Raw genomic sequence first — 23105 nt, forward strand, 5'->3', positions numbered from 1 at the left:
AAACCTGCAGGCGCCGGAGGAGAGCGCCGGGCAGGGCAGCACAGGGGAGGACTGGCATGCTACTCAACAGACGCGGTTTCATGGTCGGCGCGGCTGGCGCGGCGACGGGTATCGCCCTCGGTTCCCGTTCCGGCTTTGCCGCCGAAAGCGTGCAGTTGCGCGCGATGTGGTGGGGATCGAACGACCGCTCGAAACGGACATTAGCGGTCGCCAAGCTTTTCGAGGAGAAGAACCCGGATATCAGGATCGTCGGCGAGAGCTTGAGCGGAGACGGGTACTGGACGAAGCTCGCCACGCAGATGGCCGGCCGCGCCATTGCCGATATCTTCCAGCTCGAGCCCAGCACGATTTCCGATTATTCCAAGCGCGGCGCCTGCATGGCGCTCGACCCCTTCATCCCTTCGGCGCTCGAAGTCGACGCCTTCGGCAAGGACGTGCTGAAGCTGACCACGGTGGACGGAAAGCTCTGGGGTATCGGCCTCGGCCTCAATTCCTTCGCGCTGTTCTACGACGCCGATGCCTTCGCTAAAGCCGGCATCACGCCGCCCGGGATCGACACCACCTGGGCGGAATATGCGGACATCGCCGTCGAGATGACCAAGGCGGCCGGCAAGAAGAATGTCCGGGGCGGGCCCTATGGAGCCCGCTATGCCTATGTTTTCGACGCCTGGCTCCGCCAGCGTGGCAGCAGCCTCTACACCGATACCGGCCTTGGATTCGGCGTCGAGGAGGCGAAGGAGTGGTATGCCTATTGGGAGGAACTGCGCAAGCGCGGCGGCACCGTCGGCGCCGATATACAGACGCTCGACCAGAACACGATCGACACCAATTGCCTGGCGCTCGGCTACTCGGCCATGGGCATGGCCTATTCCAACCAGATGGTCGGCTACCAGCTCATCATGAAAAGCAAGCTCGGCATCGGCATGCTGCCACGTGCCGAAAAGGGCGGCCCGTCCGGCCATTACTATCGCCCGGCGCTGATCTGGAGCATCGGCGCGTCGACGGAAAACGGGGAAGCGGCAGCCAAATTCATCAACTTCTTCGTCAATGATGTCGAGGCCGGCAAGATCCTCGGCGTCGAGCGCGGGGTACCCATGTCGCCGACGGTTCGCGAAGCCATCCTGCCTTCGCTCAACCCGACGGAGACGGAAACGGTGAAATACATCAATGCCCTCAAGGATCAGGTGGGCGGATATCCTTCGCCGGCGCCGCTCGGATCGACCGAATTCGACCAGCGCGTGCTGCGCCCGATTGCCGACGAGCTCGCCTTCGAGCGGATATCGATCGAAGACGCGGCGACACGGCTGGTGGAGGAGGGCAAGGCCACGGTCCGAGCCGGCTGATCCAGTCAGCGAGAATCCAATCTGCAGAAGCCGTTCCATTTGCATGTGATGTGCACATGGCAGGGTCAGCGATCCGATCGGCAGACGTGTGATTGAGACCCCGGAAGCTGCCGATGCAGCCGCGCGGCTTATGGCCGCTCGGCTTTCGCCTGTTCTGGCAAGGCCGATCGATTGGTGCGCCGGGCACATCGATCATTCGCTCGAGAGTTTACAGCAGCCGCGAAGACGGGTGATTGCGACGTAGAGTGCGACCCTCTAATAATCCGCAGGAGGCAGCATAGAGCGACGTCGCCATCATCGAGGGGCTGGAGCCAGGAGCGCGAAGGTCGAGCCCACGGCCCAAGATCGGAGCGCTCGAGCCATGATAGAGGGCCGAAGACAAGCTGTGTCGCCATGTTGGTGCCCTCGCAGCTCTCTGCAAAGGGTGGGACCCGCGTGACCTCAGCTGAAGGTCTTGAGCTTCGCCTCTTCAATCGCTGCTATGAAAGCGTCTCGTGCCGGCGCGGCAGGGGCGGCACCAAGCATCGCGTCTGTGCAGGCGTTCAAAGCAGCAGCGTATGTGCTTCCGTCCATTTTCGGCCAGTTTTCGCTAAGCAGGCGAGCTGCACACGTGGGCGACCACACGATCTGGACACCATCGAGATTGGGAATTTCAACGATTACGCATTCATCCCATGTCGCGGCCATGTTGATATTCCTGTTCTTTTGGGGGGCCTAACCGAGTTCCCTCTCAATCGTTCCAGCGCGTCTATCATTGCCTTCGAGGTGCGAAGAGCTAAGAGGCGCACGTCATTTCTGTTGCGCGGCTTGGCTGATTTGAAGCGCAAGTTCGACCGTTTTCGCCTCGCCTGACAGAGACATTCACTAGCCGCTGGAGTATAATCGCCTTTGGCCTGGGACATGGCACCCCGAGCGTGGCAGTACACGAAAACTGGGTGGTCACATGGACGATCCGACCATGCACAGACGTCTGACGGCCATCCTTGCCGCAGACGTAGTGACCTACAGCCGCCTCATGGCCCGGGATGAGGCAGGTACTCATGCGGCATGGAAATCGCACCGAAAGGACCTAATCGACCCCAAGATCGCCGAGTATGAGGGGCGTATCGTCAAGCTCACCGGCGATGGATTCCTGGCGGAGTTTCCAAGCGTCGTGAATGCAGTCACCTGCGCTGCCACGGTCCAGCGGTGTATGCTAGAGCGCAATGCGGATGTGCCGCGGCCAAGCCGGATCGAGCTTCGCATGGGCATCAATCTTGGCGACGTGATCGTTGAAAGCGACGACATTTTCGGGGACGGTGTCAACGTGGCTGTGCGCCTCGAAAAAATTGCGGCGCCGGGCGGTATCGCCGTATCTGCGGCCGTGCGAGATAACGTCGGCAACAGGCTGGATCTTCGATTTGAGGACATGGGCGAGCAGGCGCTCAAGAACATCGACCGGCCAGTGCGCGCCTACAGCATTTCTCTGGATTTCCCGGCGGCTCAAAAAACGGTCGGCTCGGATCCAGGCAGCCAAGACTCTTGGGAGATCGAGAAGCCGTCCATCGCGGTGCTGCCCTTCAACAATATAAGCGGCGACCCTGAGCAAGAATATTTCAGCGACGGGATCACGGAGGACATCATCACCGACCTGTCGAAAATCTCCGGCCTGTTCGTTGTCGCCCGCAATACGGCATATACCTACAAGAATAAGCCGGTGAAGGTGCAGCAGGTGAGCCAGGATCTCAGGGTCGGCTATATCCTGGAAGGAAGCGTGCGGAGGGTCGGCTCTCGTGTGCGCGTCACCGCGCAACTCGTCGAGGGGAAGGGCGGTGGTCATCTCTGGGCCGATCGCTACGACTGGGATCTCACCGAAATCTTCGCCCTTCAAGACGAGATCACCCATACCATTGTAGACCACTTGAAGGTCAAGCTGCTTCCAGAGGAAAAGAAGGACATCGGTCGAGTGCCCACCGGGAACTTCGAGGCCTATGCGTATTACCTTAGAGGGCGGCAATTTCTGCACTGGCACTCAAAGTCGCATTACGTTCTGGCGAAGCGAATGTTCGCCATGGCGGTCGCACTCGACCCGCTTTATGCACGGGCCTACGCCGGAATTGCTGATTGCGACTCCTTCCTCTTCCTACACTACAACGCTGACGTGTCGATCGACGGCATTTTGGCCACCAGCGCAAAGGCGCTGGATCTTGAGAGCGGTCTCGCAGAAGCGCACGCTTCACTCGGCCTCGCCCTGTCGCTTCGCGAGCGACATTCGGAAGCGATGGCGGAGTTCGATCAGGCCATCGCCCTCGATCCCGATCTGTTTGAGGCCCATTATTTCTATGCCCGCGCTTGTTTCACCCAGGGTAAACTGGACGAAGCGGCCAGGCTTTTCCAGCGCGCCGCAGACATCAAACCTGACGATTATCAGGCCTTACTTGTGCTCATTAACGTTCTCCGCTCGCTCGGGCGCGAGCAGGAAATGAATACCGCGGCGCGGGAAGGCGTCGCGCGCGCCGAACGTGAGCTCATGATGCGGCCGGAAAATCCAAGACCCGCCTATTTGGGGGCTGTGGGGCTTGCGGCGCTTGGTGAGCTTGATCGCGCTAAGGAATGGGCGGGACGAGCTTTGGCGATCGATCCCGACGATCGCCTGGCCAAATATAATGTGGCTTGCTTTTACTCGCTCCAGGGCGAACCTGATCGGGCGATCGACTTGCTAGTCGAGCTTCTCCCGGGGGCCACCCACGAAACAAAGAGGTGGGTGAAATACGACTCGGATCTCGACCCGATCCGTAGTCATCCGCGTTTCCCCGAGGTACTTGAGCTCCTCGGGTGACAGATATTCCGGCGATGATTTTAGGCGAAGAGCAGGTCGAATGAGATCTTGGGGGATGGTTTGAGACGTCCAAGCCGCGCAAGGGTTCGCGGGCGCATCGGGAACATCCACGAAACGCTCTGGCCAACCCTCGTCGAAAGACGATTCACCTTTCCGGACCTCCGGGACCCATATGCCGGACATGAATTCGTTGCCGGCAAACTGCGAACGGCCGGCAACGTCCGCATCCCGCCAGATGCACCAACGATACCCGGAGTCCCAAGGGCCTGCCGCCCCGCAAACCTCGCCACCTCGCTATAACGGCAAGCTCCCTTCGCCGAGATGGCTTTTGACAACCTAGCTGATCTCGCGAAGGCGTTCGCGGCAGCGCTTCCCAGCAGAAACTGGCGTGGCTCTGCAGACGACAACAAACAAGAGATTCGTCCGACTTTCGGCGAATTGATGAAGACGGCGAGCGATGCGTTCCGTGTCTTCGTCAGAGATGGGATTCGCCACATTGGGCCCGGGCTGTGAATACAAGCGCACGCACCCGCTTATTGCCATGGTGGGCGGGTGGGCGCTACGCTCGGACTCGCCGACGAGCAGATCGACGCCATGCGGGCGGCGGCGTTCGACTGCTAAAACTCCCGAAGGACAGGATACGATGAACACGACGGTGCAGTCTCTGCAGCGGCGCTTGGTTGCGCTCGGCTCTCCTGACGAACGTGCAACCGCTTCGCGGCCTGAGCGTAGAAGCGTTCATCGCGGAGTTGCCGGCATTCGAATGGTCGTGATGCAACGTTCCTCTTTGAGGAACGTTTCCGTACCAGGGGCGCGGCAAAGGAGGATTACGATGCGTCCTGCCGAACGCGTCAAGATCATAGAGTGGATCGCGGCGTTTGCCCAGTCGCTCTTGTCGGAGTGCTGATGGTCACGACGTTACTCTGACGCCGCGTTCACACTATGCCAGAGAATTTCTGATGCTCGCGAACATAGGCTAGCGCGGCAGCCTCCAAGCTCTTGCACTTCCTCTCGGATTTGAGCAGAGCGTGGTCGTCTTTCTGGGATGAGCATCGAAGCACGTCCCGACGCAGACAAGCGTCCTCGTAGACAGCGCAGAGCTTAAGAAACGCGACATCTCGGGTCATCCAAACGTTGTCACGCAACTCCGGCGCCGCTAAAAGCAACCGGGTCATTCCTGTTTTCTGCGCATCCATTGTCACTCCCGCGAACCTAAAAAAGCAGTGATCATCAACGCGGCAGCAGAGAAGTAGTTCCACGCCTATTAAAAACAACTTTTAGTAACAGGCGCTTAGTCACAAAACTTCGGACTCCGCGGGAGCGGAATCCCTTCCCCCACTCCCATAATTGAAGGTGACATATGGCTCAGGAAACTCTTCCCGTCGCCCTCGAACTCGTGTTCGCGGATGAGGGCGGCTATTCGAATCGCAGCACGGACCGCGGCGGTTCGACTAAATATGGCGTGACGCATAGAACGCCGGCGGCGCACCGCGGGCTGAAGTCGGTGACGGCCGACCAGGTGAAGGGGATTAGCCGCAAGAAGGCCGTCGACATCTACCAGCGTTCGTTCTGGCTACAGTGCCGCGGGGATCTCCTTCCGCCCGGGCTGGATTAGCCATCTTCGATTTCGCCGTGAACTCCGGACCGGCGCGCGGTGAAGTCACTGCAGAAGGTCGTCGGCGCCCGCGAGGACGGCCATATCGGCGAGCAGACGCTTGCGGCCATGAGGAAATTCGAGGGCGGCGTCAGCACGCTCATCCGTGCCTGCGATGAGCGCATGCGCTTCCTCCGGTCGCTCAGCAATCCAAACACCGGCTTCCCCGTCAACGGCCGTGGCGGGACCATTCGTGTCACCGGCAAGGATACGAAACGGCTGTGGAAGGATCAGCCCGGCGTGATCGGCAACTCAGTACCGCCACCTCGGCGCGCGCTTGGCATTGTGAAGCAACTCCGAAGCCTCCGCGAAATCGCCAAAAAGGCTGGTCAAGCGCTTCTCCTCCTCTTGAGGCAAGCGTTGCCGCCGGCAAAAAGCGTGTATGTTCCATACCTTAGTAGTAGTTTGCTTAGAAATCTTATCGGCTTCAACGCGTTCTACCATCTTGCTCCTCCCAAAGCCAAGGAGGTTAGCCTATGCTACTTAAGTCTAATAAAGCAAGAAATAACTAAGTAATACTTATTGCCTGATCGTGCTGGCTGCGATTAGTAGCTGACGCGAGAAAGATCTGCAGTGAAGTTGATGCCAGGTGCTTGCGGCGACGTCCCTTTCGCCAAGATGCTGTCTTCGGAAACGCCGCCATCGGGATTTTATGGTGACGTTATCGACTCCGAAAACCGACGTGATGCCGTTGTGCGTCTTTGGGCGGCTTGTAGTTACAGCGGTCGTCAGCCGGTCACCTTCGGTCGAGTGTGATCCGAGATATATGACCTGGCGTTCACCCTACCGTCGGTAGCGTGACGCTGGATGTCCCCGCCAATCTAACGTCGTCAGTTCAGTCCCCGGCCCATCACCAAGGGCAATCAGTACCGCTGGTCAATATTAGCCATTAATGGGGCGAGACGGAGAGGGCTAAGGGGAGCGGCGCCGCGTGCGGACCCTTTCGGGTTGATCGCCAAAGACCGAGGTCTGCCGCTTTCTCCGGCAACGGCAAACCTCTGACCGCCTGGGAGTGATGGGTGCTGGCGGCTGGGGATCAGGAAACCACAATCAGTTTCCTGCAGCCATTCACCAATCGGCCTTAGTCCGCCCACCCATTAGTCTTGTTCGCTACGCTCCCAGCCATGGCCGTCCGCTTGTGAACGCCGCCGTCCGTGTTCGCAGCGGGAAACTCCTGTATGCGCCGTTCGAGGAAATGGCTACGCCCTAAATTGCGATCCATGCAAAAACGAATAGCGCAATGACGATAAGCAGAATTAGGATGCCAGTAAGATTGATCGAGCTCATTACCTACTTCCTCGGCAGGTCAACACGCCACCAGGAGCGAAGTTCCCAACATTGCCGAACTGTGAGCGGCCCATTTCCTTCATGTTCGTAGAGCGATTAAGGCAGTCTCAGCCTTTCGAATTAATCCGGACGTCTTTCTGGACGGGAAACGCCGCTTGGCAAATACTGTATGTGCTCGCAGCGCGCTGGAGCACGAAAGGTAACAAGCTAGGTTTTCAGCAACAATTTAGAGCAGACCCCGCCACGAGCCACGGGATGGTGGTGGCGGGGTCGCTTGCGGCGAAGGTCAATGCCGCGGCTGTGCCTCATGCGGCAACTTCCATTCCAACCGATGCTCGGAGCAGAACCAGTGCGGCTCCGCCCGACCGATGGCGAAGCCGAAGCTGCCCCATCTGGTGCAGCCCGGATGCTCGCAGTAGTGGACATACGCCCCGGGTTCGTAGTGAGGCTTCGCGCCTAGTTCGTCACTCAATGGACGATCTCCTGTGGTCGCCGCCCCAATTTTGGGGAGTTCGAGCATCGGTTGATTGTTCTTCTTTTGTTCTTGCATTATCTCATCGCCATGGTCGAGACAATTGGCGAAGCATTCAGCCTTGGTTGGCAACTTAAAGCGCGATGTGCATTCGGCAACCGCGAGGGCACGAAGTCTGTTCGCCAGTGCACGTGGATCTATGATCTCGATATGCTGACGCTGGTTGCGACGCGCGGACGGGACTTTCCGCTGGCAATCCTCGCCAGTCGCCTTCGCTGCCCTCGGTGCGGATCAAGGAGGGTGGCGGTCGTGTTCATGCCACCGATCGAGGGTGATAGACGGCGAGGGGTCGCATGATACTTCGGCGTGCTAGCCCTTTTGTGCAGCCATTGCCAGTCGTTTTGGCCTCTGCCACAGCGGCCGAGAGTTCATGAGCATCCCGTCGACCGCCTGAAAGAGACTGATCAGCCTCGCAGGGAGTTCTTCTGCTTCTTCGGTGCAGCGGGACAGCTTTCGTTTGCGTGACTCGGCCCGAAAGACGGCATCGATCACGTTGAGGTCATAAGGACTGATTGGATTGACGTGGAAAGTTATATCGGCGTGCATGGCGCATTCTCCACCATCGGGACGAAAGCGCAATGATCTCCCCGCCGTCGGGGCCCGTTGAAATGGCCGATGATGGAGATAGTATACGCCCCATCTGGAGAAACGCGAGCCTCGGTACGCTGTCGGACGGAACGGTTGGTGGGAACGGCCGCGAAAGAGGACGAGGCGGTGTTTGGTCCCGACCCCAGAACGTCCAAATGCAAATCCGAGTGACAGAGTCCCGAGATATTTCCCGAACTGACCTTCTGCTCGTTCACCACTGCTGGCCGGCACGCATCCCTACTCCGCATCGCCCACAAGAGGACGTGTCGAAAGAAGTAGCGCGACGGACTTGCTGCTCATCTCATCGCTTATTTGGCGGTTCTGGACGGGACACGATGAAGGCACCGCAGGTGAACATGATCCCCGCAACCACGAGCAAAGCGACTGCCGGTGGTTCGAACGCAACCCACCATGCCAAACTCATCAGCAAAATTGCAGATAACTTGGCGCGACGTGATATTGCTCCTTCTTCCTGCCAGTCACGTAATGGCGGCCCGAACAACGGGTGGTCCATCAGCCATTTCGCGAGGCGCGGCGAGGAACGCGAAAACAACCACACCGCCAGGAGGAGGAAAGGCGTCGTCGGCAGCAACGGGAGAAAGATTCCGGCAATGCCGAGCCCGACCATCGCCCAGGCGAGGCTGAGAAGTGTAAGGCGCACGGAAAGGTTCATCTGCCTTTTCTCCCAGTCAGCTGCCAAATGCCAGCGACGCGCGTTCCCGCCGACACGAAATAGACCTCCGGATGGGAGAGACAAGGTGCTTCCACCACATACAGGAGTGGCGGGGAAAAGGCGCCTCGCTGCTCTAGGCCCCGCCAAGCGTCGCCGTGTCCTTGATTGCGGTATCTTCACCGAGTTCTGATTCGTCTTCGATTAAGGCGAGATAACCGTGACTGCCTAACCAGTCTCGAACGATGAGACGAAGGGCTTCTTCCCGGTTCACCGCGTATTCAGCCATAAAGAGCTGAATTCCGCGTTCTGACTCTTCTTCGAGGTAAGTCATTGAGCTGCCCCTGTGTTGCCGGTATCGATCAAATCGAAAATTCAATCACATGACAAGGCTCCCGTTGTGGAGCCTTTTTCTTCCAAGCCCTCGTCATTCCATGCAAATATCTCTGGGCACTCTGCCGGGATTTCTCGACCGGAGAGATGGCGAACGTTGGAGGTTGCCAACCTTTCGGCATGTCGTAGCGATCTCCACCAGATCCGCGACCTTTCGCTCTCGCCCAGCCGAGGCAGTTCACGCGGGACGGGGCGTGCTTGGAATTCCGTCACAGCCGCGTTTCGATTGTTTCGGTTGCCTTGGATATCAATCGACGTGGCTGCAGCAGGACTTCTTGAAGGACGCCCGGTAACCAGCGCCTTCAATCGCAGCGATGAATACATCGGATCCGATCCCGGATTCGATCGAGGCGGTTTTCGCCTCGAGATTGACGGCCACCTTGGCCTGCGGGTCGGCGGCTTTGACGGCCTTCTCGACCGTGGCGGCGCAATGTCCGCAGGTCATGTCTTCTACGATGAGGTGAAGCATCGAAAGTCTCCTTTGATCTGACTTGAGTGAATGTGGAGATTCCAACGATGGCAAGGTCAAGGGTGCCCTACAATTCTGTCTGTGCACCCCTGATGATGGTGGCCAGAACCAGAACCGGCGAGCCAAGGAAAGGAAACTCGATGCAATGCGGCCGATTGCAGGTAACGCTGTGCCCCAAAGCGGCCGTTAAACAGGTCCACAGCCGGTCGCGAGCCGCTGCTCCAAAAGCGTCAAGGCGGCTTTCCGGTGAACTCGACGGAGCTGAGATTGGACACTCCAGCGTCGATTTCCAGCCACAAACTGGACAGTACCATTTGGTGCAACGCGCGCGCTGACGGCGAGAAATCACTTGTGAACATTGAACCAGGCGCGGCAGCTGCTCGTCACTTCTGCGTGGATGTATTGGCGAATTTCGAGCTGCCAGCGCCTTGGCGAAGGCGCGGCTTGCAAGTAATAGGGTCACGATGGTCGCGCTTATTCACTCTTTGTGCCCAGTTCGGCACGCCTGCGAGCGGATTGAGGATCGACGGCTGCAGGACATGTGCAGCAACTGGGAACGGAGCAAATGACTACAAGCGTTTTGGCAGCAAGTGGCGGCGTCAAGCAAGTCATCTGCATCAATTGGGGCACAAAATATGGGGCTCCCTTTATTAACAGGCTGTACGCGATGGTTGCTCGCAACATCACGCCGCCTTTTACCTTCACCTGTTTTACCGATAATCGCGCAGGTCTGAACCCCGCAATACTTTGCGAAGACTTGCCTCCACTCGACGTGGAGAGTATGCCGACGAACACGAGAGGCATATGGCCCAAGGCGCGGCTCTGGGGGCCGACCTTGGGAAATCTGAAGGGCCCGGTGCTTTTTCTCGATCTGGATCTCGTGATCGTGTCATCGCTGGATGCATTCTTCGAGATAGGGGAGGCGGATGACATAATACTGTCGAGAAACCAAACCACACCCTTCGAGCGTCTCGGGCAAACTTCCCTCTTCCGCTTTCCCGTTGGGAAACTCGTGCCGCTGCAGGACAAGTTCCGATCCGACCCACAGGGCGTGGCCGACGAGTACCGGTACGAGCAGCGCTTCGTAAGCCGCAACGCCCCCGGTGGGATAACGTTTTTTCCACGAAAATGGGTTCTCCATTTTCGCCAGGACTGCCGCTGGCCATTTCCGCTCAACTATTTCTTTGCGCCACGCCTGCCACATGATGCACGTGTCGTGATTTTTCCGCGCGGTCTGCACCCGCAGCACGCGATAGATGGCCGATACGGAACAAAGGGTCCCCGCAGGACGGCGTTCAAACACATAGCGGGAGTCCTCGATGCGAAGCAAAGGAAGAACAAAGGATCGCTACAGTACTTGCGACACTATATCCGTCCGACGCCTTGGGTGGCGGAGCACTGGCGCGAATAATCGTGCGGCCCCACTTAGGAACTCACGGGCGGTTGAGCTGGGAACGAATTACCGAGGCGATGCGGCGCGTTTCATCCAGTGGTTCGTAGCTGTAGGGTTCAATCTTCCCCTCGAACGGCCGGGTCAGCTGCAGAGTTTCATGCAGGTCCCGGTGATAGCGCTCGAACTTGTCCAGCCGCGGACCCGCGACGGGGGTTAAGTCGAGTGTAAAGACCGGCTTGCCCGTCGCCAGGGCCTCGCAAGGCATCGTGATCGAGTCCTTTGCGATGACGAACGCGTCGGCGGCCGCCATATAGTCGAGGTAGGGGTTCTCGCTTCGCCTGTCCCAGACCGCGATGCTTTCGCTGTTGAGTGTCGACAGGGCCTGCTGCGTGTGGTCTTCAGATCTACGTGAGACCGACACAACGATGCGCCAGCCCTGTTTCTCCAATTGTTCGATAGCGCCCTTGATGTTTTGGTGGGTCCTGTCGTCGTAAACATACGCGCCATTTGAGCCGCCTACGAAGACGGCAACTATTGGGCGCCCGTCTGGCGACAATCGTCTGCGCGCAGCATCCCTAAGAGGCGCGAGCCGTGCCCAGGTAATCTGATGCGGTACTCCGACCATCGAATGATAGTTCGGTCGCCGGTCCAATTCCTCGACCCAATCGTGACGAGAGACGAAAACGAGATCATATCCATCGATGCGCGGGCGTTGGAGATGGACGGTGAGAGGCTTGCCGCCATAGGCCGCTTTGATGTCGAGGACCGCCGGTTCAGAGCGAAAACCGCAGGAGATCACGAGCTCGGGACGCGGTTCCCTTTTGCGAAACAGTCTGGGTTCGAATAGTTTTCTCAGGCCGCGAGTCCGACTGATCAGCTTTACCACCGGTTCCTGATGGAACTCCTTTCCAACGCCGAGGCACTGCGTAAGCGTTCCCGCCTTGCTTTCCGCCACAGCCCACACACAGTTCGTGCTGGGCGTTTTCACCATTCTATCGTCGTTGTCTTGCAAAGGTGAGCTCCGATGTGACGCTTGTTTTCTTTCGCCCGCGCCTCGCGCGGCTTCAAATCACCGGCCAAGATCGATCCCGTTCTCTTCGACGAATTCGAGCATGCTGCGGTCTTCGACAACGTTCGCTTCGATATACTTGATCGTGGCCGAGACCTTGTTCCGGTATTTCTCTGCAGATCCGTCGAAGGACCAGCCTCTTTCCGTCTTTTCCTTCAGCTCCTCCATCGATTTCGCATAATAGTGATTGAGCTGAATGAACGCGGCGGAGTAAAAATCGGCAGCCTTCCGCCCTCGTCGCGATGCCACTTTCCCCGAATCATTCGCCGTGCTGTCGCCGTGGGACCTTGTTTCGAAGTGATGCACGCCCACTTTCGTGACTTCGACCGGATCGACGATGCATTTGAAGTTGCTTGCGTCGAGGCTCTGTCGCATGGGGTCGGAGACGCGCATTTTATAGTTGAGGCATACAGGCCCTGCCGGTCGCGAAACATGACCGCTATGGCCGAACATGTGCCAAGGCAACGAGATGTTGGGAAAGTCACCTGCTCCTCGCAAGGCTTCCTCCAGTGTTCGCCCGTTTTTCGGCAGGAGAAACTCATCGACGTCGATGAACGCCATACGCTCGAAACGGCTGCCAAAATTCAGGATCGCATGGGCGAAAGCGATCGTCTGCCCGTTCAGGAACTCACCGCTTCTTTCGTCCCGCATACGCATCTTCCAGGGCACGACGGTCAGTTCCTCGCGGGCCAACACCCCGTGGAGGAGATCGAACGTCCCATCGGTCGAGCCGTCATCGTAGAGGCAGAAATGGCGAACGCCGACGCCTCGGTGAAAACGCACCCATTCCTCGATGTAGCTGGCTTCGTTCTTCACGCAGGCGACGATCGCGATCCCTTGCCGGCCGCCGTCGCCCGGCGGAGGAGTGATCGCAAGTTCTCTCGTAAGATGTCGCTCAGCCTTTATTTTGAACATTTACATCCCTTGGTTTTAAAAACATCGAGCCGGTGGCTTCTACTTCGAATACATCGCCTTTATAGAGGGTGGGAGCCGAACTTGGTATCCAGGCTTGGCAACATCGAGAGGCCGCGGGCTCAAAGCACGCCAGGGTTGGGACGAGCAGGCATGGACTTTCCCGCTTCGGGAGCGACGGAGAATTTGGCGACGCCTGAGCAATGGCGGGCCCTGTTTTCCAGGTTTTCACACGTTGTCCTCGTTGCCAACAGTGACGAGGTAAGCGTGAAGGAACTCCAGGAGGAATACCCTGAGACGGCCCTCTTCGTGTTCTTCAACAAGATTTACAAAATCCTCGATGAACAATTTTCCGGCAACTCCCTCCTGATATCGCGCGCTCAGCCACGAGGCGCCAACATCGTATATCGAAACGAGGTCGCCGACGTCGTCAAGCTGCTCGCGTCCCAGAAGTTCCTGGGCATCATGAACATCCGCCTGGCGGAGATCGAGAGGCTGAACACAAGCGCGGATTACCTGGGCACGCCCACCGGCCACCTGGATCTGGTCGGCTTCTGCGCAGACTTTTACCCGAAGGACAAGGTCGCCACGAGCGGCTTCGCCATGGCCCTGTGGCTCGTGAACCAGTCGCTTCCGGCTGAAATTGTTCTTGCAGGGTTCTCGGCGAAGCGAAGCGACAAGTGGCGGGTTGTGAACGTCCACGACTGGACTTTCGAGCAGGTCTTCCTGCGCCTCTTCGCGCGTGTCGGCAAGCTGACGATGCATGGCTCCAGGCCGGCCAACAGTTACATGACGCTTGCCTCCCGCTTCCCGGAGCTGCCCGCAGCCGAAATCTCCGCGACGATCGCAGAAGTCCTGTCGCTGCGTCTGAGCCAGACCGATGCGCAAGTGGACAAATTGATTTCCCTGACAAACGCATTTCGGTCCATTGACGAATTCCTGCGTCGGCTGAAGCCGAAGTTTCTAAAGAAAACCAAAGCATAGCAGCATCGAAAGTTCTAATATCGATTTCTGGCGAGGATGTATGGGGTCGTGGATCTCCGATGCGCGCAAGCGCATATACCGAAATCTGAAGTACCGTATACTGCGCCCGGATCCGCCGGCTGCCCCGTTTCGGTTCGACAGCCCCGTCGTGGTTGTCGGATCCGCGCCCGTCTCCCACAGGCCGGCGGGATTGGACGACAGTTTCAGGATCATTACCGTGAACGGCTCGCAATCGGTCATCGGCAAGTGGGGCGTCGATGCGCCTGACATCACGATGATGATGTTCAACCAGGTCGAAGGAACCACCCCCAACGCGATCGAGGTGAGGCGCGTCCTGAAAGGGCAGCGTACAGGGACGCTCTACGTATTTCTGTGGCGCAAGGACGATCGCGCGCGCCTGGAGGAAGGTTTGCGAGCGTTCGATTACAAATACGATCGGCTGGAAATCATTGATCGATACGAGCGGATGGCCTTGCTGGATCGTGTGGCTGACTTGCGCTCCCTCGAGATGGACGCCGATTCAAAATGCTCAAACGGTATGAACGCGGTCCTTTTTGCCCTCTACAACGGAGCACCCGCCGTCATCATCACGGGAATAAATCCGAACTCAAGCGGTCACGTCTACAATTCAACGGGTTTGACGCGTCTTCATGTTCAGATGGATAAAGTCCTTGTTTCGAAGCTCATTAGCGAGGGCCGCCCGATCTTCACGGCGGATCCGCCGGTTTCGGAAGAATTAGGCATTCCGTTGTGGAGCGGTTCAAGCCGCTAGTACTGTGCATATTTGTCCTTATGTCGTCGTTTTGCTCGCTCAACGCCTGCGTTAGAGAAATCAATGATTTCAAATCGTCCCTTTTCACGTTCCTGCATCAAGATCGCCGTTCGGCTTCTCCTGGGTCGTTCCAGGGCGCATGTTCAGGACTGGTTTCCCGGACTCAAGCTCGAACTTGCAAGCGCTGATCGAGAGGGCACGATCCAGTATCGCGGCGAGTTGGTAGGACGTCTCACGAGCCCCTCGCGCGCCTTGGAAGAAAGGCCGACCAACGTGCTTATCGTCGGCTCCGGCCCCTCGGTCGCCCGATGCGATCTGACCCGCGCAGACGGGTCTTCGTGCCTTCTCTTGAACGGCGCGTTGCACCTTTTCCCCAGCGTGATAGCAAAGCCTCTGGCGATAGCAATCGAAGACGAACGGTTCGTATGGAGACACTTCGATCTCGTGAAGCGGATTCCTGCCGGATGCGTCTGTCTGCTGTCCGTGAGCGTCATAAGGGCGATCTGCGAGCTGGATGGCACATGGCTGCGGGACAGGCCGGTCGTATTGATCGATAACGTGCGAAAGCCGTACGGGGTAGCACGTCGGGACACCGAGGAATTGCGCAAGCTGCCGTATGTGCGGCTGAGCGAGGACGGCGACGTCGGCTTTTCCGAAGACCCCTTGGCCGGCATTTTCCAGGCAGGCTCGGTCGCGGTTTCAGCCGCACAGTTTGCCGTCGCCTGGAGGCCCCGCTCAATCGGTTTTGTGGGGATAGATCTCAGCAATGCCGATGAACCGAGGTACTACGAAACAACCGACAAGGCCTATTCGGGAATCGTCGCGGCCCAAAAGCGGATCGTCGATCATTTGGTCATGGCACGCAGCATAGCCGCCGAAAGCGGCATCGAGGTCGTAAACCACTCGCCGGTCTCGGCCCTTGTCGGAATGGGGTTCGGCTACGACTCAACTTTCGCCCGGTAATGCTTCAACGCCAGTGATGCTCCATCGCCAAGTGGTTCTCTGACGAAAGTGCATCGCCGGCGCATCGGCAAGGGACGAGGCGAAGTGACGGGCAACCGCCCCCGATGAAAATGGCTTATTGGGTGTCGAGCGATTAAGCCGAGCGCTGCGTTACATGAAGAACACGATCACGTGCAGCGAACCATTCCTCGGCGTAGTCATCGTTCTTGTACTCATCGAAGTAAGGCCCGCCATCGGTGAAATGGACAAGCTTTGCATCCGGCGAATATTCATACTCGTTTACGAGCCAGTTCCAGCTCGCGGGCAGTTCGCCGATCAGGTCGTCGGAATCCAGCCACTTGAACTGATGCAGCTCCAGCCCGGTAGCAGTATTGACGTAATCCAAATCGAGCTTTCGGCACTTGGCATTGTTGAACAGGATCACGCTCGACCAGTTCTTCTTTTCGTACTTCGTTTGGACCTGGCCCAGGAACTTCGTTTCGACTTTCGGAACGTAGTCGTGCTTTACGCACATCGCTGCGTAGCGATCGTCTCTCAGTTCCCACAACTGGGCGATATCAGTCCGCATTAGCATGTCGCAATCAGCGAAAAGAGACCAACCCTCATAGCGGCTTAGATAAGGCACGAGGAATCTGGAAAAGGAAAACTCTGTAGATTGGAGAGGATTCCGCTCGCGCGTAAAAATCCTGTCGACGTTGTTCAAGGATATCGGTGTGAACGTGACCGGGATGGAGCTCTTTTCCAAAATACTTTGGCAAAGAACATGATAGGCGACGACTTCCTTGCTGTCGAAGCCGATGTAAATATGAGCACTTTCCGTCATTAAACCTCCGATAACAGGTAGGCTTCAAGCGTGCTTGGCAGCCGCGAAACGACTCAAACTCACCTATTTGCGTATAAGCAGCTTTCAGGTGTAGCCAAAAAAGGCGGCGCCGTGAAGCCTCGTGTAACGGATAACGTTCTCTCGCCGGCAGCGACCGCTTTCCGGCGCACCGTCTCGTCGTGATGAAGCGAAACGATGTGTTTGGTTGTTCGCGGTCCTCGATCGGGCCTCTGGCAATTCCCTCGAACTTCGCCTAGTAGCTTGTCCCTGGTCCGCGATATTGCCACCAGTACAGGCAGGGACGATGGGGAGAGGAATGCGCAGCCTCCTGGTTCGAAGACCGGATTTCTTATATGTTCTGATTGCCGGTTATTGCCTGCTCAGCATCATCTTGAAAATCCTGCGCCCGGACTCGCTCGAGATCGACGAGTCCGAGCAAGCTCTGCTCTCACAATATCTGCTGCTCGGATACGGAGCGCAGCCACCCTTCTACAACTGGCTTCAATATGGAGTGGTGGCCCTATTTGGTATCTCCGTCGCGTCGCTGACCATCGTAAAGAACGGTTTTCTGTTCCTCTTCCTTCTATTCTATGGGCTCACGGCCGGTGTCCTCTCCAACAGTCGGCTCGCTCCGGCGGTCGCGGTGCTGGGCGTCCTGACACTGCCACCGGTTTTCCTTCTGTCACAGCGCGACTTGTCGCACACCGTCGCCGCGCTTTTTGCGGTGTCGCTTTTTCTCTACGGCTTTTTCCGCGCCTTAAAGACCCCCCCGAACCTTGGCCATTACCTACTTGTCGGCGTTGCCGTGGGGCTCGGGGCGCTTTCGAAATATAATTTCGTTATCCTCCCCGCGGCGGCACTGCTCGCCATCCTGCCCGAGGCAAAGCTGCGCAAATATCTGTTCGACTGGCGCGTGCTTGCTTCAGTTGCGGTTTGCGCGGTGATCGTGGCACCCCATGCCTATTGGGTCGTCAATAATCTTGGACATGCCACGGGTGTCACTGTCGCTGAAATGAAGGAGGGGGCGGACAGCGCGCTGCTGCCGCACGCGATCCAAGGGCTTGTTTCGCTCGCAGTTGCAAGCCTCAAGGGCGTCGCGCTGACCCTTGCCGTCTTCGGATTGGTCTTCTACGCGGATCTCGGGAAGATCCTTCGCGCCGAGAGCCTGTGGACGAGGGTCGTCGGCAGGATGATTCTCGCCTGCTTCCTCATCATAGCGATTATCGTCGTTGCAATGGATGCGACCCACATCCGTGCGAAGTGGTTGGCGCTTTTTACTGCGCTTCTCCCACTTTATCTAACGCTGAAAATCGATGCCGCCCGTCTGGACCCTGCCCGTCGTCTGCCTGCACTTCTTTCGATCGCGGGCGTCCTCTCCGTCGGCGTAATCGTGATGCTTTGGGCAAGGGTTTTCGTCGGCCCGATGATCGGCGACTATTCCTTCGCACATACACCCTTCAACGGCTTCGCCCAGGTTGTGCGCGCTGAGCCCGGCCCGCCGCCGGTCGCCATCGTGGTCGACGACAGTATCGTGGCGGGTAACCTCCGGATTCAGTTTCCCGACACCCGGATCATCCTGGCGGGACTCTCTCAGGAGGCGGAAAGACGTCTTCCGGCAGGCCGAATTTTGGCGGCCTGGTCGGCCGAAGGCAGGGGGCGAGAAGAGATTCCGCCTCGCATCTCGGCTCTACTGCAGCTCATGCCCGCAACAATTGCCGGCTCGAAGCCGACGATCGTCTCGGTTCCTTACAACGCCGGACGCCCGGGCGACGTATACACGTTTGCCTATGTTTGGGCGGACGTCCGCTGACGCCGATCCGGGCCGATCGGGGCGCCCGGCTTGACGGCGAGGTCGCCTTTATCGCGAATGAAAGGCAGGCCGATATGCTCGGAGAGTTCCAACTCGGTCGTGAAGACGTTTCCTCGATCTCTCAACTGCGTCAGAACGAAGGTGTCTTCGGCAATCTGCCTCCGAATTCTCGCCTTGTCGTCGTAGGAATGACCCATCTTGGTGACTGAGAACCCCGCCAGTGTCACGGACGGCACTCCCATGAAAAGAGCGTAGCACAGGGCGGCAACTCCGTTCGTCACCTTGCCGACTTCGCCAATATCGGGGGGAAGTCCGCCGCTCACGGCCTCGACGATCGCTTCGCGCTCAGCTTTGGTGGCGCGCATCAGGCTCTTGTAGCGAACTTGCGGCATTGCCAGAAGTTTCAGGTACATCACCCAGATAGACTTTGTATGAAGCCATAGAAGCCCCCTCGTCCTAACATAGGGATGCTCTTCCCACGACTTCTTCCGCTTTCGAAATGTCAAATCGGCGGGTGGGAGCCCCAGTGCATTGGCCGTCTTACCAGCGTTATTGACGTCGACGCGTGCGCAATATCCGATCAGGTCCGGCGGAATCGTGGGGGAGGGCGCCGAACCGAGAATCAGCCACGGCTTATCAATTATGCCAAGTCGCGAGAGCCAGCGGCGGTGCTTTTCTCGCAATTTTTCAAGCGCTTCGGGTTCAATCGTCATCGCGAATTCCATTGACCAGGTAGGTAGGCGAGATTCACTTAAGGGACTGACATCTTATGTCTCGCACAAGCCAACCTACGTGTCCATTCGCCGCCGGTTCTTCGTCTAGAAGGGGGTAAGCCGGTATTGCAATTCTTTCAATACTCCGTCGCCCCGCTTCAGAAAGCGTGGAAATACCCGTGCATCGCACAATTTAGCCATCTTGATTTGATTTCGAAGACTTCAACGGTAAGCGACGCCTTTAGCACCGGTCGTCGATAATTACGGGCAGTCAAGACATGAACGTGGTTGTAAGTGACCCAATACTGGCGTCGATCAGTCGTACGATCGCCACTGCCGCCGACGGGATCAATGCCCTGGCGGCCTGTCTGGCGGATGATGCGGCCTTGCGCCGTAGTTTTGTCGACGCCGTCGAACTCGTCGCCTCCCAGCGGGGGCGGGTCGTTGTCGCGGGTGTTGGCAAGAGCGGGCACATCGGACGCAAGATCGCCGCGACGCTTGCTTCTACCGGAACATCCGCCTATTTCGTGCATCCGACGGAAGCAAGTCACGGCGATCTCGGCATGATCACCGCGCAGGATCTGCTTATCCTGCTTTCATGGTCCGGTGAGACCGTCGAACTCGGGAACGTCCTCACTTACGCCAAGCGCTTCAACGTTCCGGTCATTTCCGTCACTTCGAATGCCGGCAGCACAATCTCTCGCAACTCCACGATCCCGCTCGTTCTGCCGAAAGTGCCGGAGGCATGCCCTCATGGTCTAGCCCCGACCACGTCTGCAATGCTGCAGCTGGCGGTGGGGGATGCTCTCGCAATAGCCTTGCTCGAGCGCAGGGGGTTTTCGGCCGAGGACTTCAAGACCTTTCATCCGGGCGGCAAGCTCGGCTCGCAGTTGCTGCTCGCCCATGAGCTGGCTCATTCGGGCGAGGCTGTGCCACTTTTGCCGATCGGCAGTCCGATGAGCGAAGCGGTCATCCAGATGTCCTCGAAGGGTTTCGGGGTCGTCGGCGTCGTTGGTAGCGACGGTCAGCTTGTCGGTGTCATTACCGACGGCGATTTGCGGCGCCATATGTCACAAGATCTTTTGCGCCTCACGGTCGAGACCGTGATGTCGCATATGCCTCGCGTGATTACGACTGGAATGCTGGCAAGTGCGGCTATGGAAATGATGCAATCGCAAAAGATCACGGTGCTGTTTCTGGTCGATGATTTTGGCCGGCCGTCGGGCATCTTGCACGTCCACGATCTTCTGCGTGCCGGCGTTGCCTAAAGTCAAATGGTGCGCCCGGAGAAGGTTGACGAGCCGACCTCCGAGGGAGCAAACCGTACGATCTAACGTGGACTTGAAACGCCGCATTGGCGTTGGCAGTCCATCACGAAAATGGGAACGCGCTTGGCAGTAATCCACCGAGACTTCGAGTATCGCCCGGACCTGGACGGTTTGCGAGCTGTGGCGATCCTGCCTGTGCTCCTCTTTCACGCAGGCTTCAATTCGTTCTCCGGCGGATTCGTCGGGGTCGACGTCTTTTTTGTATTGTCCGGCTATTTCATGGCCAGGATCATCCTGGCCGACCTCGAGCGGGGCAGCTTCAGCTTTTGGGCGTTCTACGTTCGGAGGATGAGACGCATTTTCCCGGCATTGTTCTCGATGATTGCCGTTTCGGCCGTTGCGGCATGGTTTTTGCTGATGCCGCAGGAGTTTCGGTATTTCGGCGATAGCGTACAAGCTGCTGCCGTATTCACTTCGAACATCCTGTTCCGCAGCGAGAGCGGCTATTTCGATCTCTCGTCAGAAATGAAGCCATTGCTTCATACCTGGTCCCTGTCTGTGGAAGAGCAGTTTTACCTGATTTTTCCCATCGCCGTTTTCCTTGCCTTCAAATTCGCACGTAAGCACATTCCCGCAATCGTTTTGACGTTGGCGCTCTTGTCCTTCGGGGCAAGCACTTGGGGCATCGTGCACTCGCCCGAAAAAGCATTCTACTTGCTGCATTTTCGCGTTTGGGAGTTGCTGATCGGGGTCCTTGTTGCCATTGCTCCTGCGTCAAATTATGGGGCTCGCGGCTCGCAGGCATTGGCGGCACTCGGGCTACTGGCCGTTTCCCTGGCGGTTTTCGGCTATTCTCCCGATACGCCCTTTCCCGGTATTTATGCCGCAGTGCCCTGCCTCGGTACGGCCCTGGTGATCTACGCACACTGTCGAGGCGGAGCGATAGGGGGCTTTCTGGGTAATCCCGTTTCGGTCTTCATCGGACGCATCTCATACTCCCTCTACCTCTGGCATTGGCCCGTAATCGTGTTCTTGCGCTACGGCCTTGGCCATGAACTGACAACCGGATGGGCGCTGACCGCCGTGGCGATGTCCTTCGCGCTCGCATACATTTCATGGAGGTTCGTAGAGCAGCCCGCGCGGTATGGCGTGCTGGCATCCTCGCGCGTCGCAATTGTCGGCGTGAGTAGCGCTGCTATTTCTTCTGCGGTCGCCTTCGGTTTCATCGTCAATGATTTGGAAGGCATTCCCCAAAGATTGCCCGAAAACGCCCGAACGCTCTACCAGGCCACCTATGATGAGAGCCCATTCTCCTCCAAGCGGTGTTTCACCGATTCAAATGGGGAAGGTCTGACACCGGTTCAGATAAGGAGAGGTGAGATCTGCCGGGTCGGAGTCGAGACTGCGGGCGAGCCGCGGTTCCTCGTGTGGGGAGATTCTCATGCCGCTGCGATCGCTCCTGCTATTGACATTGCCGCTCGCCAAATGGGTTTATCGGGCATGTTCGTCGGGCGTGGATCGTGCCCGCCCTTGCCAGATACGGATTTCGGTCCTCCGGGGGCGGTCAAGAGGTGCATCGATCACAATTCCGCAGTGATGTCGCTGATCGAGAAGAGAAAGTTCGCCTTCGTTTTCATGGTGGGCTATTGGCCCAAGTACGTCCACCGAGACGAGCTTCCGGGTCAGGGGATTTTCTTTGACCCTCGCGTCGTGCCCTCCCGGACCGATTGGTCTGTTCCGGTCAGGAAGGGACTTGATGCGACTTTGACCAGGCTCGCTCGGCAGGGATCGAAGGCTGTTCTGGTGATGGATGTGCCGGAGATGGGATTCGACGTTCCGGAGGCCCTCGCACGAGCGGCTGCGTCTGGACGCTCGCTCGATATAGCTCCTTCTCTTGAATACACGAACCGGCGGCAAGCCTTGTCCCGGCGAGTTTTGGCGGATGCGGCCAGATCGAGCGGAGCTTTGGTCGTCGATCCGATGCGCGCAATCTGCGACGCCTCCAGATGTCATGCCATACGAGAGGGCACCGTTCTCTACAAGGACGGAGATCACCTGTCGGCGAAAGGTGCGGAAAGTCTCTCGGCAGTCTTTGGTCCGGTGTTGAGCAGAATGCGGGAGAGTGTCCAGGTTTCGAATCGCTAAGCCGGCAGCGGCCGGTACTCGTCCGCACATGAGACAGTTCTCCGTCACCCAGGAAACTTTGAATATTGCCCCGCGTTCATTCTTATATTTCGTATACTGTAAATCCGAATTGCCACTGACAATCGCCGCTGTTAATCTCTGGTCTAGGTGCGATCACCGGGGGGCGGAAGTTTGCATTTCGAAGATGACGGCTTGCGGGTCGCGACCCTTGAGTTTCTGGTGAAAGTCCTTGCAACCAAAAGGCTCAGGGACGATCCCGATGCCGACCTGAAGCAGGACGTACTCAACGCACTTGAACGTATACCTCTGCAATTCGTCTCCAGTGAAGTGGAACGGGCCGAGATCAGGGCAAAGATGCATGCCGAGGCAAATGCAATTCTGAACTGGGCGGTGGAGGGGCGGACGACCACGATCTCGCCGATTGCGGGTAGGCCGCTATCTGCGTCGCATTACCGTCAATGGCGATAGTTCGGAACGCGCGCCGCTGTCATTGGCCGCT

The 23105-nt window shown here is 57.9% G+C and carries 24 protein-coding genes; 11 read left to right on the forward strand and 13 right to left on the reverse strand.

The window, feature by feature from the left end:
* The first annotated feature begins 56 nt into the window (after positions 1 to 56).
* The gene (locus tag BHD07_RS23480; protein WP_338283310.1) at positions 57 to 1343 is read left to right on the forward strand and encodes an ABC transporter substrate-binding protein; all 1287 of its coding nucleotides are present in this window, start codon (positions 57 to 59) and stop codon (positions 1341 to 1343) included.
* Between the two features lie 441 nt (positions 1344 to 1784).
* Here BHD07_RS23480 and BHD07_RS23485 read toward each other — a convergent pair whose 3' ends face one another.
* The gene (locus BHD07_RS23485; RefSeq protein WP_100674890.1) at positions 1785 to 2030 is read right to left on the reverse strand and encodes a DUF982 domain-containing protein; all 246 of its coding nucleotides are present in this window, start codon (positions 2028 to 2030) and stop codon (positions 1785 to 1787) included.
* Between the two features lie 256 nt (positions 2031 to 2286).
* On the opposite strand from BHD07_RS23485, the gene BHD07_RS23490 reads away from it, so the two are divergent.
* Positions 2287 to 4161 (forward strand): adenylate/guanylate cyclase domain-containing protein, encoded by a 1875-nt coding sequence (locus BHD07_RS23490; RefSeq protein ID WP_338283312.1) that lies wholly within the window; start codon positions 2287 to 2289, stop codon positions 4159 to 4161.
* Positions 4162 to 5096: 935 nt separating this feature from the next.
* Here the strand turns inward: BHD07_RS23490 and BHD07_RS23495 are convergent.
* Positions 5097 to 5357, reverse strand: coding sequence for a hypothetical protein (locus BHD07_RS23495; RefSeq protein WP_338283313.1), 261 nt, complete (start codon positions 5355 to 5357; stop codon positions 5097 to 5099).
* A 164-nt stretch (positions 5358 to 5521) separates the two neighbouring features.
* On the opposite strand from BHD07_RS23495, the gene BHD07_RS23500 reads away from it, so the two are divergent.
* The gene (locus BHD07_RS23500; RefSeq protein WP_338283315.1) at positions 5522 to 5776 is read left to right on the forward strand and encodes a glycosyl hydrolase 108 family protein; all 255 of its coding nucleotides are present in this window, start codon (positions 5522 to 5524) and stop codon (positions 5774 to 5776) included.
* Here the strand turns inward: BHD07_RS23500 and BHD07_RS23505 are convergent.
* The 7 genes from BHD07_RS23505 to BHD07_RS23535 all read right to left on the reverse strand — a co-directional run bounded on the left by BHD07_RS23505 (position 5773) and on the right by BHD07_RS23535 (position 9754).
* Complete coding sequence (locus tag BHD07_RS23505) at positions 5773 to 5940, reverse strand: hypothetical protein (RefSeq protein ID WP_338283316.1); 168 nt, start codon at positions 5938 to 5940, stop codon at positions 5773 to 5775. The two genes, BHD07_RS23500 and BHD07_RS23505, sit on opposite strands and share 4 nt — an antisense overlap.
* 127 nt (positions 5941 to 6067) lie before the next feature.
* Entirely contained in the window at positions 6068 to 6259 is a 192-nt protein-coding gene (locus BHD07_RS23510; RefSeq protein WP_338283317.1) for a hypothetical protein, read from the reverse strand.
* Between the two features lie 1129 nt (positions 6260 to 7388).
* The gene (locus BHD07_RS23515; protein ID WP_338283319.1) at positions 7389 to 7574 is read right to left on the reverse strand and encodes a hypothetical protein; all 186 of its coding nucleotides are present in this window, start codon (positions 7572 to 7574) and stop codon (positions 7389 to 7391) included.
* Between the two features lie 369 nt (positions 7575 to 7943).
* Entirely contained in the window at positions 7944 to 8180 is a 237-nt protein-coding gene (locus BHD07_RS23520; protein ID WP_338283321.1) for a hypothetical protein, read from the reverse strand.
* 343 nt (positions 8181 to 8523) lie between these two features.
* Positions 8524 to 8895 (reverse strand): YbaN family protein, encoded by a 372-nt coding sequence (locus tag BHD07_RS23525; RefSeq protein WP_338283322.1) that lies wholly within the window; start codon positions 8893 to 8895, stop codon positions 8524 to 8526.
* 133 nt (positions 8896 to 9028) lie between these two features.
* Entirely contained in the window at positions 9029 to 9226 is a 198-nt protein-coding gene (locus tag BHD07_RS23530; RefSeq protein ID WP_338283323.1) for a hypothetical protein, read from the reverse strand.
* A gap of 306 nt (positions 9227 to 9532) precedes the next feature.
* A complete protein-coding gene (locus BHD07_RS23535) occupies positions 9533 to 9754 on the reverse strand; it encodes a heavy-metal-associated domain-containing protein (RefSeq protein ID WP_338283324.1) in 222 nt (73 codons plus the stop codon).
* 565 nt (positions 9755 to 10319) lie between these two features.
* Between BHD07_RS23535 and BHD07_RS23540 the strand changes: the two genes are divergently transcribed.
* Positions 10320 to 11165: a glycosyl transferase gene (locus BHD07_RS23540; RefSeq protein WP_338283325.1), complete on the forward strand. Its 846-nt coding sequence runs from the start codon at positions 10320 to 10322 to the stop codon at positions 11163 to 11165.
* A gap of 22 nt (positions 11166 to 11187) precedes the next feature.
* On the opposite strand, the gene BHD07_RS23545 is transcribed toward BHD07_RS23540, so the two are convergent.
* Positions 11188 to 12159, reverse strand: coding sequence for a mitochondrial fission ELM1 family protein (locus BHD07_RS23545; protein ID WP_338283326.1), 972 nt, complete (start codon positions 12157 to 12159; stop codon positions 11188 to 11190).
* Between the two features lie 57 nt (positions 12160 to 12216).
* Positions 12217 to 13131 (reverse strand): glycosyltransferase family 92 protein, encoded by a 915-nt coding sequence (locus BHD07_RS23550; protein WP_338283327.1) that lies wholly within the window; start codon positions 13129 to 13131, stop codon positions 12217 to 12219.
* Between the two features lie 150 nt (positions 13132 to 13281).
* Between BHD07_RS23550 and BHD07_RS23555 the strand changes: the two genes are divergently transcribed.
* The 3 genes from BHD07_RS23555 (at position 13282) to BHD07_RS23565 (ending at position 15847) form a co-directional block, all read left to right on the forward strand.
* Positions 13282 to 14112, forward strand: coding sequence for a 3-deoxy-manno-octulosonate cytidylyltransferase (locus BHD07_RS23555; protein WP_338283455.1), 831 nt, complete (start codon positions 13282 to 13284; stop codon positions 14110 to 14112).
* Between the two features lie 40 nt (positions 14113 to 14152).
* Positions 14153 to 14884: a membrane-anchored protein gene (locus BHD07_RS23560; protein ID WP_338283328.1), complete on the forward strand. Its 732-nt coding sequence runs from the start codon at positions 14153 to 14155 to the stop codon at positions 14882 to 14884.
* A gap of 63 nt (positions 14885 to 14947) precedes the next feature.
* A complete protein-coding gene (locus BHD07_RS23565; RefSeq protein WP_338283329.1) occupies positions 14948 to 15847 on the forward strand; it encodes a glycosyl transferase in 900 nt (299 codons plus the stop codon).
* Between the two features lie 133 nt (positions 15848 to 15980).
* On the opposite strand, the gene BHD07_RS23570 is transcribed toward BHD07_RS23565, so the two are convergent.
* Positions 15981 to 16670: an LPS glycosyltransferase gene (locus BHD07_RS23570; RefSeq protein ID WP_018098610.1), complete on the reverse strand. Its 690-nt coding sequence runs from the start codon at positions 16668 to 16670 to the stop codon at positions 15981 to 15983.
* A 316-nt stretch (positions 16671 to 16986) separates the two neighbouring features.
* Here BHD07_RS23570 and BHD07_RS23575 point away from each other — a divergent pair, with 316 nt between their 5' ends.
* Positions 16987 to 18480, forward strand: a complete 1494-nt coding sequence (locus tag BHD07_RS23575) for an ArnT family glycosyltransferase (RefSeq protein ID WP_338283330.1) — start codon at positions 16987 to 16989, stop codon at positions 18478 to 18480.
* Here BHD07_RS23575 and BHD07_RS23580 read toward each other — a convergent pair.
* On the reverse strand, positions 18456 to 19193 hold the full coding sequence (locus BHD07_RS23580) for a hypothetical protein (protein WP_338283456.1): 738 nt from the start codon (positions 19191 to 19193) through the stop codon (positions 18456 to 18458). The genes BHD07_RS23575 and BHD07_RS23580 overlap by 25 nt on opposite strands.
* 278 nt (positions 19194 to 19471) lie before the next feature.
* On the opposite strand from BHD07_RS23580, the gene BHD07_RS23585 reads away from it, so the two are divergent.
* From BHD07_RS23585 to BHD07_RS23595, 3 genes are all read left to right on the forward strand, one after another.
* Positions 19472 to 20461 carry a KpsF/GutQ family sugar-phosphate isomerase gene (locus tag BHD07_RS23585; RefSeq protein WP_338283331.1) on the forward strand — a complete coding sequence of 330 codons (990 nt, stop codon included), beginning with the start codon at positions 19472 to 19474 and terminating at the stop codon, positions 20459 to 20461.
* Between the two features lie 111 nt (positions 20462 to 20572).
* Positions 20573 to 22606, forward strand: a complete 2034-nt coding sequence (locus BHD07_RS23590) for an acyltransferase family protein (protein WP_338283332.1) — start codon at positions 20573 to 20575, stop codon at positions 22604 to 22606.
* A gap of 171 nt (positions 22607 to 22777) precedes the next feature.
* Positions 22778 to 23074, forward strand: coding sequence for a hypothetical protein (locus BHD07_RS23595; RefSeq protein ID WP_338283333.1), 297 nt, complete (start codon positions 22778 to 22780; stop codon positions 23072 to 23074).
* Positions 23075 to 23105: the final 31 nt, after the last annotated feature.

Source organism: Sinorhizobium sp. KGO-5, assembly GCF_036245905.1.
GTDB classification, from domain to species: Bacteria; Pseudomonadota; Alphaproteobacteria; order Rhizobiales; family Rhizobiaceae; genus Sinorhizobium; species Sinorhizobium meliloti_A.